Raw genomic sequence first — 16,303 nt, 5'->3', positions numbered from 1 at the left:
TCGTCTGAGCAGATGTGGATCGCCGTTGCGGTCATTGCGTTAGCGGTCGTCATCTCTGCGCTGGTATTCGGCCTGGTCCGGTACCGGCGGCGGCGGATCCGGCTCACCGCGCCCGAGCAGGAATCTCTGGACCGCTCCGGCGGCTACACGGCGTCGTCGGGCATTACGTTCAGCCGCGCAGAACCCGGCGTGCCGACGGTCGGCGACGACGCCACCGTCCCGCGGGATTCGCTGAAGCGGCCGATCGAGAACGTCGCGCTGCCCGAACCCGAGACGGTTGTGCCCGCCGAACCGGAGACCGCCCCGGTCGTCGAAGCCGCCCCGGCGGTCGAGGAGATCGCACCCACCGAAGGGCGGCTGGAGCGACTGCGGGGCCGGCTGGCCAAATCCCAGAACGCCCTAGGCCGCAGCATGCTCGGCATGCTCGGCGGCGGCGACCTCGATGAGGACTCCTGGCAGGACGTGGAGGACACCCTGCTCGTCGCCGACCTGGGCCCGGTGGTGACCGAGGCCGTCGTCACCGCGTTGCGCAGCCGGCTGGCCAGCGAGACCGTGCACACCGAGGACGACGCCCGCGCGGTGCTGCGCGACGTGCTGATCAACGAACTGCACCCGGGCATGGACCGCTCGGTGAAGGCGCTGCCGCACGACGATCACCCGTCGGTGCTGCTGGTCGTCGGGGTCAACGGCACCGGCAAGACCACCACCGTGGGCAAACTGGCGCGGGTGCTGGTGGCCGACGGCCGACGGGTGGTGCTGGGCGCCGCGGACACCTTCCGGGCCGCCGCGGCCGACCAGCTGCAGCTGTGGGGGTCGCGGGTCGGCGCCGACGTGGTCCGCGGCGCCGAGGGCGCCGACCCGGCCTCGGTCGCGTTCGACGCGGTCGACGAGGGCATCAAGACCGGATCGGATGTCGTCGTCGTCGACACCGCCGGGCGACTGCACACCAAGACCGGGCTGATGGACGAACTCGGCAAGGTCAAGCGGGTGGTGGAACGCCGGGCAGCCGTCGACGAGGTGCTGCTGGTGCTCGACGCCACCATCGGGCAGAACGGCCTGGCGCAGGCCAAGGTGTTCGCCGACGTCGTCGACATCACCGGGGTGGTGCTGACCAAACTCGACGGAACCGCCAAGGGCGGCATCGTGTTCCGGGTCCAGCAGGAACTGGGGGTGCCGGTCAAACTCGTCGGCCTCGGGGAGGGGCCCGACGACCTCGCGCCGTTCGAGCCGGCCGCGTTCGTCGACGCGCTGCTCGGCTGAGCGGGGGCGCTACCCCCAGGGCTGCGGCGGCGGCAGGCCCGAACCGGGCGGTTCGATGAGGTCGCGGTACTGCGGGCAGATCCGCGATATCGAGTCCACCACCACGATCTGGGCGTCCTCGGTGGACAGCGCGGCGTAGTCGCGCACCGCGGCGATCGACGTGAGCACCTCGTCGTGGCTGGGATTGCGGTTCATCGCGTCGCAGATCTCCCGACCGTACTTGTCGACGTAGGGGCCGGCCGGGCCGGCCGCGGCGGGTCCCGACAGCAGGCCGGCCGCGACGGTGAGTGCTCCCAGAACAGCCGCCGATCCGACTGCCCGGCGTTGGCCTGTGCGCATCGGTCCGTCCCTTCTCCGACCGCGGTCGGTCCTACCCGGCGTCCGCCCCGTCGCCGCGGTGGACGACGTCGTGGAACAGCACGTAACCGGCCAGGCTGCCGAGCAGTCCGGCGCAGTGTTCGGCGAACTGGTCGGCGGTGTAGGGCAACTCCCCGTCGATCCAGCGGTGGAACACTTCGAACAGCCCGCCGACGCCCATCACCGCCGACAGACGGGTCAGGTCGGCGGCGTCGTCGGAGATGTCCAGGTGCAGACGAGCCTGGGTTACGACGAGGTCCGCGAAGCTCGCCATCACCTCGTTGCGCAACTGACGCAGCACGGGGTCGGTGCCGGACTCGACGAACAGGATCCGGCCGAGGCGGGCGTCGTCGTCGATCATCTGCACCAGGGCGCGCAACGGCGCCGGGGTCAGGGTTTCCGGCGTCGAACTCGCCTCTGGAATCGCAGCGACGATGGTGGCCTGCAGGGTGGTGTTGAGCCGTTCGGCGACCGCCCGCAGCAGGGCGCTGCGGTCGGAGAAGTGCTGGTAGAAGTACCGGGAGGTGACGCCGGACTCGGCACACACCGCGGTCACGGTCGTCTCGGCCGCGCCCCGGGTGCCCAGGATCTCGATGGCCGTGTCGAGCAGTCGGGTCCGGCGGAGCGCATCGCGCTCCTGGCCGGTCAGACCGCCGTACACCCGGGTTGTCGTCACGAAATTCAGTCTGGCATCAATCATCTGACTATTGGTAAAGTCAGATTATTGCGTTCGTCCGAGAACCACGCATTCGAGGAGGAGAGTTCAGATGACCGGCACACCGGCGAAGCGAACCGACCAGAACATCACGCTGCGGGCGCGGCGGATGAAATTCACCTTCCCGTCCGGGACCAAACGCCAGCATTTCGTCGACGACGACCTGGTCATGAGCCACTTCACTGCGGTGCTCTCCTCGGTGTTCCCGGAGGGGGAGGACTTCTTCATCCGCTCGGTGCGCAATTACCGGGACCAGATCACCGACCCGAAACTGCAGGAGGCCATCAAGGGCTTCATCGGGCAGGAATCCACCCACAAAACGCAGCACCGGATGCTCAATGAGCGACTGCAGGCGATGGGGTACCCCACCGCGCGCATCGACCGCCACGTGACCTGGCTGCTCGGCAAGGTGGACCGCATCTTCTCCACCGAGATGCGGCTGGCCGGAACGGCGGCCCTGGAGCACTACACCGCCACCTTCGCCGAGATCCTGCTCAACAGTCCGGACTGGCTGAAACTGCTCGACGGCTCCGACGTGCGCGAGATCCTGCTGTGGCACGCGTTCGAGGAGGCCGAACACAAGGCGGTCGCGTTCGACGTGTACGAAGCCGTGCACGGGACCGAGAAATCGCGCGTGCGCGCCATGCGGATCGCCACCACGATCTTCGCCCTGGAGATGATCGTGCTCACCGCGATGTCGCTGGCCGGCGATCGTGCCACCTACAACCCGGTGCGCCTGCTCAAGAGCCTCAACCAGTTCCGCAAATCCCCGCTGTTCAGCCGGGATGCGATCCGGCGCTACCTGTCCTACAACCACCGGGGCTTCCACCCCGACGAGTGGGACAGCTCGGCGACGCTGGAGCACTGGGCCGCCGAACTCACCGACGCCGGCGGCAACCACATGTACGCCAACGGGTGAGCGCCGCGAGCGGATCGGCCAACCACTAGGCTGACGGCGTGTTTGAATCGCTCTCCGACCGGTTGACCTCCGCTCTTTCGGGCCTGCGCAGCAAGGGCCGGCTCACCGACGCCGACATCGACGCCACCGCCCGGGAGATCCGGCTGGCGCTGCTGGAAGCCGACGTGTCACTGCCGGTGGTGCGCGACTTCATCGGCCGGATCAAGGAGCGGGCGAAAGGCGCCGAGGTCTCCGGCGCGCTGAACCCGGCACAGCAGGTCGTCAAGATCGTCAACGAGGAGCTCATCGGCATCCTCGGCGGGCAGACCCGCCAGCTGGCGTTCGCCAAGACCCCGCCGACGGTCATCATGCTCGCCGGTCTGCAGGGTGCTGGTAAGACCACGCTGGCCGGCAAGCTCGCCGTCTGGCTGCGCGGGCAGGGCCACACCCCGCTGCTGGTGGCCTGCGACCTGCAGCGGCCCGGTGCGGTCAACCAGCTGCAGGTGGTCGGCGAGCGGGCTGGCGTGGCGGTGTTCGCCCCGCACCCGGGCACGTCGGCGGCCGGTGACGAACTCGGCGCCGGCGTCGGTGACCCGGTGGCGGTGGCCGCGGCCGGCCTGGCCGAGGCGAAGGCCAAGCACCACGACGTCGTCGTCGTCGACACCGCCGGCCGGCTCGGCATCGACGAGGAGATGATGGCGCAGGCCGCGGCGATCCGCGCCGCGGTCAACCCCGACGAGGTGCTGTTCGTCCTCGACGCGATGATCGGTCAGGACGCCGTCACCACCGCCGACGCCTTCCGCGAGGGTGTCGGTTTCACCGGTGTCGTGCTGACCAAGCTGGACGGTGACGCCCGCGGTGGCGCCGCCCTGTCGGTGCGTGAAGTCACCGGCGCGCCAATCCTTTTCGCGTCCACCGGTGAGAAACTGGAGGACTTCGACGTCTTCCACCCGGACCGGATGGCCAGCCGCATCCTGGGCATGGGTGACGTGCTGAGCCTGATTGAGCAGGCCGAGCAGGTCTTCGACGCGCAGCAGGCCGAGGCCACCGCGATGAAGATCGGCACCGGGGAGCTCACCCTCGAGGACTTCCTCGAGCAGATGCTGATGATCCGCAAGATGGGGCCGATCGGCAACCTGTTGGGCATGCTGCCCGGCGCGGGTCAGATGAAGGACGCGCTGGCCGCTGTCGACGACTCCCACCTGGACCGGCTGCAGGCGATCATCCGCGGCATGACCCCGGGCGAACGGGCCGACCCGAAGATCATCAACGCCTCCCGGCGGCTGCGGATCGCCAACGGTTCCGGGGTTGAGGTGTCCGAGGTGAACCAGTTGGTGGACCGGTTCTTTGAGGCCCGCAAGATGATGTCGTCGATGATGGGCGGCATGGGCCTGCCCGGGCTGGGCCGCAAGAGCGCCACCCGCAAGGCCGCCAAAGCCAAGGGCAAGAAGGGCGGCAAGAAACGTGGCCCGACCCCGCCGAAGGTGCGCAACCCGTTCGGTGGGATGCCGGGTATGCCCGCCGGCTTCCCCGACCTGTCGCAGATGCCGGAGGGGCTCAACGAACTGCCGCCGGGGCTGGCCGACTTCGACCTGTCCAAGCTGAACTTCCCTGGGAAGAAATAACTTTGGTCCTGCATCTGCGGGGCCGCGGGCTGCCCGACGGCGAACCGGTGCAGTACTGGATCGTCGGTGGGCAGATCAGCGTCGAACCGGTCGGCGGAGCCGACACCGTCTTCGACGGTGGCTGGATTCTGCCCGGCCTGGTCGATGCGCACTGCCACGTCGGGATCGGGCCGGATGGGCCGGTCGACCTCGATGAGGCGATCACGCTGGCCGAGGCCGAACGTCGCGCCGGGGTGCTGCTGATCCGAGACCCCGGCTCACCGATCGATACCCGCGAGCTGGATTTGCGTCCCGACCTGCCGCGTATCATCCGCGGCGGCCGGCACCTGGCGAAATCCAAGCGCTACATCCCCGGCTACGCGATCGACGTCGACGACGAGGCGGACCTGCCCGCGGCAGTGGCCGAGCAGGCGCGCCTGGGCGACGGCTGGGTGAAGCTGGTGGGGGACTGGATCGACCGCGGGGTGGGGGATCTGGCGCCGCTGTGGTCGGATGCCGTGCTGGTGGAGGCGATCGCCGCCGCGCACGCCGAAGGGGCTCGGGTCACTGCGCACGTCTTCGGTGAGGATGCGCTGCCCGGGCTGGTCAACGCCGGCATCGACTGCATCGAGCACGGCACCGGCATCACCGATGACATCATCGAGGCGATGCTGGCGCACGGCACCGCGCTGGTGCCGACGCTGATCAACATCGACAACTTCCCGGGCATCGCCGACTCGGCCGCCAAGTACCCGACGTACGCCGCGCATATGAGGGCACTGCACGCCACCAGCCGGCAGCGGATTTCCGCGGCGTGCGAGGCCGGGGTGCCGATCTACGCGGGCAGCGACGCCGGCGGGATGGTCGCGCACGGTCGGGTGGCCGACGAGGTTTTCGCGCTGACCGGGGTGGGTCTCAGCGCCACCGACGCGCTGGGCGCCGCGTGCTGGGACGCCCGGCGCTGGCTGGGCCGACCCGGGCTGGAACACGCCGCGCCGGCCGACCTGGTGTGCTTCGCCGAAGACCCGCGCACCGGCCCCGAGGTGCTGCGGGCGCCGGATCTGGTGATGCTCGGCGGGCGGGTGTACTGACCGGCTCCCCTGGTAGCGCCTCTGAAATTGGTGCCAGGACCGCGGTGTCGGCCGCTTTACGATGAACGGGTGGCACCCACCCTGCGAGTGAATCCACCGGTGTTGCGTGACGTTGCCGCCCGGGAGAGGGCAGTGGCTGCCGCCGTCTCAAACACCGGAGCCAACGAGGCGTTGGCCGATACTGCAGCCGGCCTGTTGGGGTTGCGTAGTGCCGGCGGATGCCACGCTGCCCGGGCGGCGCTGGAACCGGCCAACCGGTCCGTCAGCACGGCCCTGGACGGTCACGCGGACAAGCTCGACGCAGCCGCCCGACAGTACGACGCCACCGACGAGACGTTCGGCCGACGGTTGCAGCAGTCCGGCCGATGACCATCACCATCCCGCAAGTCGAGGCCGCCCATCCCGACGCGTTGACCCAGGGTGCCGCCCAGATGAGTGTGGCCGCAGTGGTCTACCAGGCCCAGATCGAGCGGCAGCGGGCCAACCTGGCCGCGCTGACGGCCGGGTGGCAGGGCGCGGGCGCGGATGCGGCGATCGTCGACGGACAACGAACCCTCGTGCAGATGCAGACCGTGCACGACGCCCTGACTAGGCTGCAGGCTGCTATGGCCGCGGGCGGCGAGCAGCTGACGCAGCTGCGCACGTCGCTGCTGCAGGCAGTCGCGCAGCTGGAGGGCCAAGGCTGGCAGGTCGCCCCCGACGGGGCCGTGTCGGTGCGTCCCGGCAGTCCGCTGGACGTGCTCGCGCGGATCAGCCCGAGCAATGCGCTGACGATCCGCATGCTGGCGACCCGCGAGACCATCACCCTCAAGAGGATGCTCACCGACTTCGACGCCGCCGATCAACGCACCGATCAGACGCTGCGGCAGGCGGTTTCGGCGCTGGACAGTACCCGGGACACCGGGGGTGGCGGGACGCCGGCGCCCGGCGACAAGGCCACACCGCCGACCCCGAGTGAGCTGAAGAGCGAGGCGAATCTAAAGATCCAGCAACAGGATCTGGCCCGGGTCACGTCAGCGGCCGAGAAGCATCATGTCAGCGTCGAGGAGGTCCAGGCGCATCCGGAGCAGTACGGTCTGACCGCCACCGACATCGTGCGCTACCACAATGCGAACGAGGTCCAGAAGGCTCTGAAGCGCTACCGAGACGACGCCATCGGCAGCAATAACGAGCACCCGCCGATTTATCTATTGAAGTACGACCCGGAGGCGTTCGGCGGCAAGGGTTCCGCGGCGATCGCGATCGGCAACCCCGACACCGCGGACAACACCACAGTGAAGGTCTCCGGTCTCACCACGTCCGTGAGGGCCGGGTCTATGGACAACCCCGATCCGGTCAACCTCTACAACGAGACCAGCTTGGCCGACCCCGGCAAGTCGAACGCAGTGGTGATGTGGATGGGGTACGACGCACCGAACGATCAGGCCGTCGCGGTGCCGAACATGGCGCGTCACGGCGCCGAACTGCTGGCCGCCGATGTCAATGCGCTGAGGGCGGACCATCAAGGCACTCCGTCGCATTTGACGGTGATCGGCCATTCCTACGGCTCCACCACGGTTGCCGATGCAGCGGCGAGATATGGCATGCGCGTCGACGACATCGTGCTGATCGGCAGTCCCGGCACCGATCTGGCGAAATCCGCGGCCGATTTTCATCTGCCGCCGGGCGGGCATCTGTATGTCGGGGCAGCGAGCACCGATCCGGTCACCTACTTCGGCCGGGAACACGTCAACGGCCCCGGTCTCGGCCTGGGCAAGGACCCCTCGATCGACGGGTTCGGTTCCACTCGGTTCCACGCCGAGTCATCGCGGCACGACTTCAGCACCGATCACAGTCGATACTTCGAGAAAGGATCGGAGTCCCTCTACAGCATGGCCGACATCGCCTCGGGCCACGGTGATCAGTTGCAGCAGCACGGGATGACCGCCGAGCACCGCGCGGATCACTGGTACACCAAAGCGCCGATCCGAATTCCGGGGACACTGATCCCAATCCCCGGCACGTCGGCCACCCCTCTGGGTCTCGACCAGGCCTTGGATCCGGAGAGAGGCCGGCATGCGCACGACAATCACAGTCATACGAACTAGAGGTAGGAGTATGAGGATTGAGTACTTGCTGGCGGCGCGTGCTCAGTGCGATCGGGGCGTTGGCGCTGGGTGCTGTGATGGCGGGGTGTGGTGATGTGGTGACGAATCCGATGACGCCGCAACAGGCGCGTGCGCAGGTAATCGATGCCGGTAAAGAATTAGTCCAGGACCTGGGATTGCGTGGCTCTCTGGTTGAGACGAGGTTCACCTACGAATCGTGCACCGACAACAACAAAGGCCCGTACCGCGGCAAACTCATGCTGGTCTTCTGGATGCCGGAGGTCGACCGGTCCGGTCCAGCGGACTCGGCGACGTTAACTACCGCGTTGCAGCAGCACGGATGGCAGGGTGACCCTGACTTTCATGCACACGGCGTGACGTTGGAGAAGAACCACGTGGACGCGGTGGTGCATGTGGTCAAGGCTTATCCGCCCCCGGCAGGACACGCGCGCATTGAACTGTACGGGCAATGCCGGGACACCTACGACCACTCGAAGGACCCGTACGACCGCGGTGACGTGATGGCGGAGTTGGAATCGCCCTAACGTTCACCCGGATGGGTTGCGCGCCAAGGAACATCGAGGAGCATGACCGTTGAGTACTCGCTGGAGACGCGTGATCGGGGCTGTTGGCCTGCCGGTGTTTGCCGCGATGTTGGCCGGCTGTGGTGACGCGGTGACGAATCCGATGACGCCGCAACAGGCCCGCGCGCAAGTGATCGATGCCGGTAAGGGTTTGGTTCGGGACCTAGGTCTACAGGGCAGCTTGACGAGGACGACGTTCACCTACGAATCCTGCACTGACAACAACAAAGGCCCGTTCCGCGGCAAACTCGTACTGGTGTTCTGGATGCCGGGGGCCGACAGGTCGAGTCCAGTGGCCCCGACAACGGTGATCTCCGCGTTGCAGCAGCACGGGTGGCAGGGGGATCCTGACTTTCATTCGCACACAACGGCTCTGAGAAAGAACGACGTGGACGCGGAGGTGGACTTCATGTATGTCGTGCCGTTGCGAGCTCACGCGCGTATCACACTCTACGGCCAGTGCCGGGACACCTACGACCACGCGAAGGACCCCTTCGACCGTGGCGACGTCACGGCGGAGTTGGAATCGCCGTAGCGTCCGACCGCAATCCCGCGACCGTGCAGAGTTGACCGGCCCCACCAGGGGAAATGCCGGTCAGCTGTGCACGGCCGGCGATTAAAGCGTGCCGACGCCCGACTGCGGGTTCTGCGCGAAACCCCAGTCCAGCAGGGTGGCGGCCTGATCCCAGTAGGTGGGGCCGCCCTCATGGATCAGGCCGAACATCATCGCGATCACCAGTCGCCGGCCGTCGCGCGCCGCGGCGCCGACGTAGGTCTTGCGGGCGGCATCGGTGAACCCGGTCTTGCCGCCGATCGCGCCAGGGTAGCGGAACAGCAGTTCGTTCATGTTGCTGATCGACTTCTCGCCGGTGTCGGTGGGGAACATCGCCGACGGCTGCGCAGTGATCTGGGCGAACACCGGGTTGGCCATCGCCGCCCGGAAGATCGCGGCCAGGTCGTGCGGGGTGGTGCCGCCCGGACCGCCGGGGCCGTCCAGCCCGGACGGAGTGGACGCATGGGTGGCGGTGGCGCCGACCTCGGCGGCCTTGGCGTTCATCTTGGCCACCGCGGCGTCCGGCCCGCCGAGCATGTCGGCCAGGGTGTTGGCGGCGTCGTTGCCGGACACCAGCAGCACCGCGTCCAGCAACTGGCGGGCGGTGTAGGTGTGGCCGGGTTTGATGCCGACGCAGTTGCACTCCACGTGGGTGTCGGCCGGGGTTGCGACCACGGTGGCGTCCAGCGGCAGCTCATCGAGGGCGGTCAGCGCCAGCAGCACCTTGATCGTGCTGGCCGGCGGGTGCACCGCGTAGCCGTCCCGCTCGGCCAGCACCTGGCCGCTGTCCAGGTCGGCGATGATCCAGGCCGGGGCCGGGCCGTCGGGAATCGGTGCGGAACCGAACGGTTGGGCGACATCGGCTGCGGCCGGGGGAGCGCAGGGGGAGAGCAGGCCGGTCAGCAGCAGGGCGGTGCAGGCGAGGAATCTCCGCATGGCGGTTCAGCCTAGCCAGCCCCGGCCGGTCGTGTTGAATCGAACGATGGTGAGCCAGGCCGAGATCTCCGACCGGTGGCAGATTCAGCAGCTGCTGGTCGACTACAGCACCGCGATCGACACCCGCTGCTTCGATGACCTCGACGCGGTGTTCACCGCGGACGCCTACATCGACTACCGCGCGATGGGCGGCATCGACGGGTACTACCCGCAGGTGAAGGCGTGGCTGGCGCAGGTGCTGCCGAACTTCGTCGGCTACGCGCACATGCTGGGACTGCCGTCGATCCGGGTGGACGGTGACGCGGCCACCGCGCGCACGTTCTGCTTCAACCCGATGGTCTTCGCCACCGAGACCCCCGAGAAACCCGCCACGATGCTGCTCGGGTTCTGGTACGACGACGAGTTCGTCCGCACCGCCGACGGTTGGCGGATGAGTCGCCGGGTGGAGACTAAGTGCTTCGACCGGACCTGACGGCGACGACTCCTGCCGATTTCTGCTGACCGGGGGCCTTCTGGCACAATCGGTGGCTGTCCGCCGCCCGACCACGGTCGTACGGTGCGCCAGACACGCGAGGCAAAACCGGATCCGGGCAAACCCGCCCGCATCGCTGAATTGCAGCGTGATACCCAGGAGTGACTCATGGCTGTCAAGATCAAGCTCACCCGGCTTGGCAAGATCCGCAACCCCCAGTACCGCATCGTCGTCGCCGACGCGCGCACCCGCCGCGACGGCCGCTCGATCGAGGTCATCGGCCGCTACCACCCGAAGGAAGAGCCGAGCCTGATCGAGATCGACACCGAGCGCGCCCAGTACTGGCTGTCCGTGGGCGCGCAGCCCACCGAGCCGGTCGCGAAGCTGCTGAAGATCACCGGTGACTGGCAGAAGTTCAAGGGCCTGCCCGGCGCCGAGGGTCGCCTGAAGGTGAAGCCGGCCAAGCCGAGCAAGCTGGAGCTGTTCAACGCCGCACTGGCCGAGGCCGAGGGCGGCCCGACCACCGAGGCCACCACGCTCAAGAAGAAGAAGGCCCCCAAGAAGGACGAGCCGAAGGCTGACGAGGCCAAGGCCGAGGCCGAGCCCGCCGCCGAGCCGGCTGAGCCGGCCACCGAGAGCTGACACCGCCGATGAGTGCGATGGTGGCGGACGCCGTCGAGCACCTGGTGCGCGGCATCGTCGACAACCCGGACGACGTGCGCGTCGACATGGTGACCAACCGGCGTGGACGCACCGTCGAGGTGCACGTCCACCCCGATGACCTGGGCAAGGTGATCGGCCGCGGCGGCCGTACCGCCACCGCGCTGCGCACCCTCGTTGCCGGCATCGGTGGACGCGGTATCCGCGTGGACGTGGTGGACACCGACCGGTAGCGAGCCGCTCATGGAGCTGACCGTCGGGCGGGTGGTCAAAGCCCACGGCATCGCCGGCGAGGTCGTCGTCGATGTGCGCACCGACGACCCGGAGGACCGGTTCGCGCCCGGCACGGTGCTACGTGCGAAGAAGCGCGGCGAAAAGCCGCGGGACTGCGTGGTCGAGTCGGCGCGCCAGCACGGCGCCCGGCTGCTCGTCCGGTTGGCCGGGGTGACCGACCGGGACGCGGCCGACGCGATCCGGGGCAGCCTGCTGGTGATCGACTCGGCGGATCTGCCGCCGATCGACGAGGACGACACGTTCTACGACCACCAGTTGGAGGGCCTGCGGGTGCGCACCGTGGCGGGGGAGGATCTCGGCACGGTGACCGAGGTGCTGCACACCGGCGCCGGTGAGCTGTTATCGGTTAAACGCACCGGCGGCGGCGAGCTGCTGGTGCCGTTCGTCGCCGCGATCGTCACCTCGGTGTCGCTGGAAGACCGGGTGGTGCAGATCGATCCGCCGGACGGGCTGCTGGACCTGCCATGAGGGTCGATGTCGTCACGATCTTCCCGTCGTACCTCGACCCGATCAGAGAATCGTTGCCGGGCAAGGCAATCGAGTCCGGCCTGGTCGAGCTGGTGATCCATGACCTGCGCAGCTGGACCCACGACGTGCACCGTTCGGTGGACGACACCCCCTACGGGGGCGGGCCCGGGATGGTGATGAAGGCACCGGTGTGGGGTGCGGCGCTCGACGAGATCTGTTCGGACAGCACGGTTCTGGTGGTGCCGACGCCGGCCGGTATGCCGTTCGCCCAGGCGACCGCAGAACGTTGGAGCCGCGAACAGCACCTGGTGTTCGCCTGCGGGCGCTACGAGGGGATCGACCAGCGGGTCGCCGATGACGCCGCCCGCCGGATGCGGGTCGAGGAGGTCTCGATCGGTGACTATGTGCTGGCCGGCGGTGAGGTCGCGACCCTGGTGATGCTGGAGGCCGTGCTGCGGTTATTGCCCGGCGTACTGGGCAATCCGGTGTCGCACGTTGATGATTCGCACTCCGCCGAGCGGGATCACCTGCTGGAGGGGCCCAGCTACACCCGGCCGGCGAACTGGCGTGGCCTGGACGTGCCCGAGGTGCTGCTCTCCGGCGACCACGCGAAGATCAACGCCTGGCGGCACGAGGCCGCGGTGCAGCGCACCCGGGAGCGTCGACCGGACCTGCTGGGCTAGGTGTTCTCCTCCGGCGACCGTGCACAATTGTCCGGCTCCACCAGGGGTTTTCCCGGAGGATTGTGCACGCTCGCACCAGCAAGGGGCAGGGTCTAGATCCGCCCGCCGGGGAAGATGGTCTTGACCGCCTGGGTGATCGTGGTCCGGGCGACGGCGTCGGTGCTGGGCTGCAGCGACTCGATCACCACCACGTAGCGCCGGTCCGGGCCGACCAGGCCGGTCGACAGGTGCATCCAGTTGTTGCCGATGCAGCACATCCAGCCCTGCTTGACCGCCACCGGCTCGTTGTAGAGCCCCTCCGGGATTCCGAACCGCTGCGGGTAGCCGTCGATGCCGTTCGGGGTGGATGCCGCCAGGTCGTTGATCATGATGTCGGCTCGCTCGGCCGGCAGCCCGCCGGAGCCGTTGAGCAGCATGTCGTAGTAGCGGGTCAGATCCGGGGCGGTGCTGATCGTGTTCCACCACGCACCGTTGGATGGCGGCCCGGTTCCGCTCAGGCCGTAACGGCCGGCGACCCGGGTGATGATCGCGTTACCGCCGTTGCGGTTCCAGAACGTCTCCGCGGCGCCGTCGTCGGACGACTGCAGCATGACGTCCAGCGCGGCCCGCTCATCGGTCGACAGGCCCGCCTCCGTCTGGCGGAACAGCAGATCGTCGGCGATGAACAGCTTCGCCACCGACGCCGTCGCGATCGGGCGGGTGTTGCCGTTGGTGACCAGCTGGTGGGTGACCCGGTCGAGCACGGCCACCGAAATGTTCGCACCGGCCGTCGCTGCCTCATCGGTGGCCTGCTTCATCCGCACCTGTAGGCCGTCGAGCACCGCCACCGGCGGTACCGCCGGGGCAAGCGGCGCATCGATCGCGGTGACCACCGGCGTCACGTCAGCCGCCCGGTACTGAGTCGCCCGGACCGGGGAGGCGCCGTAGACCTTTTCGTCGCAGCCGAACACCACGGTCGATATCGCCATCACGATCGTCAGGAGCAGTACCGATGGCCGCACAGCGACGAGACCTCCTCGACATGGATGACGCTGGTAATTGGGTTGCTGGCTCACCACAGTGCCGTCGGCCCGCGGAATACGTTACCGCGTGGACCCACGAATCGTGCAGTTCGACCACTTTCAGAATTACCATGATGCGACGCGTTCCAGTGGTAGCGACCAGCGGTGATTTCCACGATTTCACTGGCCGCGCCCCATCTGGCACAATTAAGCAGTTGTCCGCCGCAGTCGACCCGACGGTTGCGAGGGTGCCCGGCACCGCACGGCGCGACAACATGCCCGAATCCATCGGCTCGGTCACCGTCCGTGCGCACTCAGCTCGCGTACGGACAGGCCTGCAGCCGCGACCCGCGAGGAAGTGTTTTCGCATGAACACGCTGGACATCGTCGACAAGGCGTCGCTGCGCGACGACATCCCGGCCTTCTCACCCGGTGACACGGTCAACGTGCACGTCAAGGTGATCGAGGGCACCAAGGAGCGCATCCAGGTGTTCAAGGGCGCGGTGATCCGCCGGCAGGGCGGCGGCATCCGTGAGACGTTCACGGTCCGCAAGGAGAGCTACGGCGTGGGCGTGGAGCGCACCTTCCCGGTGCACTCGCCCAACATCGACCACATCGACGTCCTGGTGCGCGGTGACGTCCGTCGGGCGAAGCTGTACTACCTGCGCGAGCTGCGCGGCAAGAAGGCCAAGATCAAGGAGAAGCGCTGACGCTCGCCGCGTCAGGGCTCGCCCGGTCGGTTCCGGGCACCGCCGGCGCGGTCACTACCCTGTTCTCGTGACGGAAACCACGGGCTCGCAGCCCGAGAACTCGTCCGATGCGGAGACCTCGCCGGCGGTCGACTCGAGCGTCGCGGAGACCGCGACCGAGCCGAGCGCTGACGAGAAGAAGCGGACCACGCTGCGCGAGTCGGCCACACTGGTCGCGATCGCGCTGGTGCTCTACTACCTGACGTTGACGTTCGTGGCGCGGCCGTATCTGATTCCGTCGGAGTCGATGGAGCCGACGCTGCACGGCTGCCATGGATGTGTCGGCGACCGGATCATGGTTGACAAGATCACCTACCGGTTCGGTTCGCCGCAGCCTGGCGACGTGATCGTCTTCCGCGGGCCGCCGTCGTGGAACAAGAATTACCGGTCGATCCGGTCGGACAACACCGCGGTGCGCTGGGTGCAGAACGCGCTGTCGTTCATCGGTTTCGTGCCGCCGGACGAGAACGATCTGGTCAAGCGCGTCATCGCGGTCGGCGGTCAGACCGTGCAGTGCCGCAACGACACCGGTCTGACCGTGGACGGCAAGGAACTCGACGAGCCGTACCTGAATCCCGCCACGCTGATGGTCGACCCGGTCGTCTACCCGTGCCTGGGCAGCGAGTTCGGCCCGGTGACCGTCCCGGCCGGGCGGCTGTGGGTGATGGGCGACAACCGCACCCACTCCTCGGATTCCCGCGCGCACTGCGACAACACCCCGGAAGGCTATCGGGAGCGCCTGCTGTGCACCGGCGACGACGCCGACGCGGGCACCGTGCCGGTGGACAACGTGATCGGCAAGACCCGGTTCATCGCCTGGCCGCCGTCCCGGTGGGGGCTGGTGCGGGCGATCAACCCGCAGAAGATGTCCGAGCAGGGCCCGTAGCAATGCCCTCGGCCTGGCCGCCGCGCACGGCGATCCGCCGATCGCCGGGGCTGCGCACGCTGGAGTCGGCGCTGTACCGCGGCGGCCTGGGGCCGGTGGCCGGCGTCGACGAGGTCGGGCGGGGCGCCTGTGCCGGACCGCTGGTGGTGGCGGCATGTGTGCTCGGCCCGGGCAGGGCCGCGGTGCTCGAGGCGCTGGACGACTCCAAGAAACTCACCGAGAAGGCGCGCGAAACCCTGTTCCCGCTGATCCGCCGGCACGCGTTGGCCTACCACGTGGTGTTCATCCCGCCGGCCGACGTCGACCGCAGCGGGGTGCACGCGGCCAACATCGAGGGCATGCGCCGGGCGGTGGCCGGGCTGACGGTGCGGCCGGGATACGTGCTCTCCGATGGGTTTCCGGTGCCGGGGCTGCCGATGCCGTCGTTGCCGGTGGTTGGCGGTGACGGCGCCGCGGCCTGCATCGCCGCGGCGAGTGTGCTGGCGAAGGTGAGCCGGGACCGGTTCATGGCGACGCTGGACGCCGACCACCCGGGCTACGGCTTCGCCGACCACAAGGGTTACGGAACGGCGCGACACACCGCGGCGCTGGCGCGGCTCGGGCCGTGCAGCGAACATCGATACTCCTACGCCAACGTGCAGAAGGCGCGGCGCAACCGAGCAGAAGGACGGCTGACCAGATGAGCGCTGAGGATCTCGAGAAGTACGAAACCGAGATGGAGCTCTCGCTGTACCGCGAATACAAGGACATCGTGGGGCAGTTCAGCTACGTCGTGGAGACCGAGCGGCGGTTCTATCTGGCCAACAGCGTCGAGATGGTGCCGCGCAACGCCGACGGCGAGGTGTACTTCGAGTTGCGGCTCTCCGACGCCTGGGTGTGGGACATGTACCGGCCGGCGCGGTTCGTCAAACAGGTGCGGGTGGTCACCTTCAAAGACGTCAACATCGAGGAAGTCGAGAAGCCCGAACTGCGGCTGCCGGAGTAGCCCGAAAAATCGCCGCGCGC

The 16,303-nt window shown here is 68.2% G+C and carries 21 protein-coding genes; 17 read left to right on the top strand and 4 right to left on the bottom strand.

Features of this window, described 5'->3' with window-relative positions; translation table 11 throughout:
• Positions 1-12: 12 nt before the first annotated feature.
• Positions 13-1,260, top strand: a complete 1,248-nt coding sequence (ftsY, locus tag KIH27_RS11535; RefSeq protein WP_214093120.1) for a signal recognition particle-docking protein FtsY — start codon at positions 13-15, stop codon at positions 1,258-1,260.
• A gap of 9 nt (positions 1,261-1,269) precedes the next feature.
• On the opposite strand, the gene KIH27_RS11530 is transcribed toward ftsY, so the two are convergent.
• Both KIH27_RS11530 and KIH27_RS11525 read right to left on the bottom strand, forming a co-directional pair.
• Positions 1,270-1,599: a DUF732 domain-containing protein gene (locus KIH27_RS11530; protein ID WP_214093087.1), complete on the bottom strand. Its 330-nt coding sequence runs from the start codon at positions 1,597-1,599 to the stop codon at positions 1,270-1,272.
• A gap of 31 nt (positions 1,600-1,630) precedes the next feature.
• A complete protein-coding gene (locus KIH27_RS11525) occupies positions 1,631-2,293 on the bottom strand; it encodes a TetR/AcrR family transcriptional regulator (protein ID WP_307856849.1) in 663 nt (220 codons plus the stop codon).
• Between the two features lie 148 nt (positions 2,294-2,441).
• Here KIH27_RS11525 and KIH27_RS11520 point away from each other — a divergent pair, with 148 nt between their 5' ends.
• The 7 genes from KIH27_RS11520 to KIH27_RS11490 all read left to right on the top strand — a co-directional run bounded on the left by KIH27_RS11520 (position 2,442) and on the right by KIH27_RS11490 (position 9,131).
• Positions 2,442-3,251, top strand: coding sequence for a metal-dependent hydrolase (locus tag KIH27_RS11520; RefSeq protein ID WP_250149979.1), 810 nt, complete (start codon positions 2,442-2,444; stop codon positions 3,249-3,251).
• A gap of 38 nt (positions 3,252-3,289) precedes the next feature.
• Positions 3,290-4,855, top strand: coding sequence for a signal recognition particle protein (ffh, locus tag KIH27_RS11515; protein WP_214093085.1), 1,566 nt, complete (start codon positions 3,290-3,292; stop codon positions 4,853-4,855).
• A 2-nt stretch (positions 4,856-4,857) separates the two neighbouring features.
• Positions 4,858-5,925, top strand: coding sequence for an amidohydrolase family protein (locus KIH27_RS11510; RefSeq protein WP_214093084.1), 1,068 nt, complete (start codon positions 4,858-4,860; stop codon positions 5,923-5,925).
• A 69-nt stretch (positions 5,926-5,994) separates the two neighbouring features.
• Positions 5,995-6,294, top strand: a complete 300-nt coding sequence (locus KIH27_RS11505; protein ID WP_214093083.1) for a type VII secretion target — start codon at positions 5,995-5,997, stop codon at positions 6,292-6,294.
• Positions 6,291-8,012, top strand: coding sequence for an alpha/beta hydrolase (locus KIH27_RS11500; protein WP_250149955.1), 1,722 nt, complete (start codon positions 6,291-6,293; stop codon positions 8,010-8,012). The genes KIH27_RS11505 and KIH27_RS11500 overlap by 4 nt, the downstream gene beginning before the upstream one ends.
• Positions 8,013-8,071: 59 nt before the next feature.
• Entirely contained in the window at positions 8,072-8,557 is a 486-nt protein-coding gene (locus KIH27_RS11495; RefSeq protein ID WP_214093082.1) for a lipoprotein LppJ family protein, read from the top strand.
• A gap of 70 nt (positions 8,558-8,627) precedes the next feature.
• Positions 8,628-9,131, top strand: a complete 504-nt coding sequence (locus KIH27_RS11490) for a lipoprotein LppJ family protein (protein ID WP_214093081.1) — start codon at positions 8,628-8,630, stop codon at positions 9,129-9,131.
• A gap of 81 nt (positions 9,132-9,212) precedes the next feature.
• On the opposite strand, the gene KIH27_RS11485 is transcribed toward KIH27_RS11490, so the two are convergent.
• Positions 9,213-10,085 (bottom strand): D-alanyl-D-alanine carboxypeptidase family protein, encoded by an 873-nt coding sequence (locus KIH27_RS11485; protein WP_214093080.1) that lies wholly within the window; start codon positions 10,083-10,085, stop codon positions 9,213-9,215.
• A 46-nt stretch (positions 10,086-10,131) separates the two neighbouring features.
• Here KIH27_RS11485 and KIH27_RS11480 point away from each other — a divergent pair, with 46 nt between their 5' ends.
• The 5 genes from KIH27_RS11480 to trmD all read left to right on the top strand — a co-directional run bounded on the left by KIH27_RS11480 (position 10,132) and on the right by trmD (position 12,662).
• Positions 10,132-10,557 (top strand): nuclear transport factor 2 family protein, encoded by a 426-nt coding sequence (locus KIH27_RS11480; protein ID WP_214093079.1) that lies wholly within the window; start codon positions 10,132-10,134, stop codon positions 10,555-10,557.
• 168 nt (positions 10,558-10,725) lie between these two features.
• Positions 10,726-11,199 (top strand): 30S ribosomal protein S16, encoded by a 474-nt coding sequence (gene rpsP, locus KIH27_RS11475; protein WP_214093078.1) that lies wholly within the window; start codon positions 10,726-10,728, stop codon positions 11,197-11,199.
• 8 nt (positions 11,200-11,207) lie between these two features.
• Positions 11,208-11,450, top strand: coding sequence for an RNA-binding protein (locus KIH27_RS11470; protein WP_214093077.1), 243 nt, complete (start codon positions 11,208-11,210; stop codon positions 11,448-11,450).
• Positions 11,451-11,460: 10 nt separating this feature from the next.
• The gene (gene rimM, locus KIH27_RS11465) at positions 11,461-11,979 is read left to right on the top strand and encodes a ribosome maturation factor RimM (protein WP_214093076.1); all 519 of its coding nucleotides are present in this window, start codon (positions 11,461-11,463) and stop codon (positions 11,977-11,979) included.
• Positions 11,976-12,662: a tRNA (guanosine(37)-N1)-methyltransferase TrmD gene (gene trmD, locus KIH27_RS11460; protein WP_214093075.1), complete on the top strand. Its 687-nt coding sequence runs from the start codon at positions 11,976-11,978 to the stop codon at positions 12,660-12,662. The genes rimM and trmD overlap by 4 nt, the downstream gene beginning before the upstream one ends.
• Positions 12,663-12,754: 92 nt before the next feature.
• Here the strand turns inward: trmD and KIH27_RS11455 are convergent, their stop codons facing one another.
• Positions 12,755-13,630 carry a serine hydrolase gene (locus KIH27_RS11455; protein WP_250149954.1) on the bottom strand — a complete coding sequence of 292 codons (876 nt, stop codon included), beginning with the start codon at positions 13,628-13,630 and terminating at the stop codon, positions 12,755-12,757.
• Between the two features lie 401 nt (positions 13,631-14,031).
• On the opposite strand from KIH27_RS11455, the gene rplS reads away from it, so the two are divergent.
• The 4 genes from rplS (at position 14,032) to KIH27_RS11435 (ending at position 16,283) form a co-directional block, all read left to right on the top strand.
• Complete coding sequence (gene rplS / locus KIH27_RS11450; RefSeq protein WP_214093073.1) at positions 14,032-14,373, top strand: 50S ribosomal protein L19; 342 nt, start codon at positions 14,032-14,034, stop codon at positions 14,371-14,373.
• 67 nt (positions 14,374-14,440) lie between these two features.
• Positions 14,441-15,298, top strand: a complete 858-nt coding sequence (gene lepB, locus KIH27_RS11445; RefSeq protein WP_214093072.1) for a signal peptidase I — start codon at positions 14,441-14,443, stop codon at positions 15,296-15,298.
• A gap of 2 nt (positions 15,299-15,300) precedes the next feature.
• Positions 15,301-15,981 carry a ribonuclease HII gene (locus tag KIH27_RS11440; protein WP_214093071.1) on the top strand — a complete coding sequence of 227 codons (681 nt, stop codon included), beginning with the start codon at positions 15,301-15,303 and terminating at the stop codon, positions 15,979-15,981.
• Positions 15,978-16,283, top strand: a complete 306-nt coding sequence (locus KIH27_RS11435) for a DUF2469 domain-containing protein (RefSeq protein ID WP_007171389.1) — start codon at positions 15,978-15,980, stop codon at positions 16,281-16,283. Before KIH27_RS11440 ends, KIH27_RS11435 begins: the two co-directional genes overlap by 4 nt.
• Positions 16,284-16,303: the final 20 nt, after the last annotated feature.

It is taken from the genome of Mycolicibacter acidiphilus (genome assembly GCF_018455725.1).
Taxonomy (GTDB): domain Bacteria; phylum Actinomycetota; class Actinomycetes; order Mycobacteriales; family Mycobacteriaceae; genus Mycobacterium; species Mycobacterium acidiphilum.
Note: the sequence above shows the minus strand (reverse complement) of the source record. Positions and strands in the feature narration are given on the sequence as shown.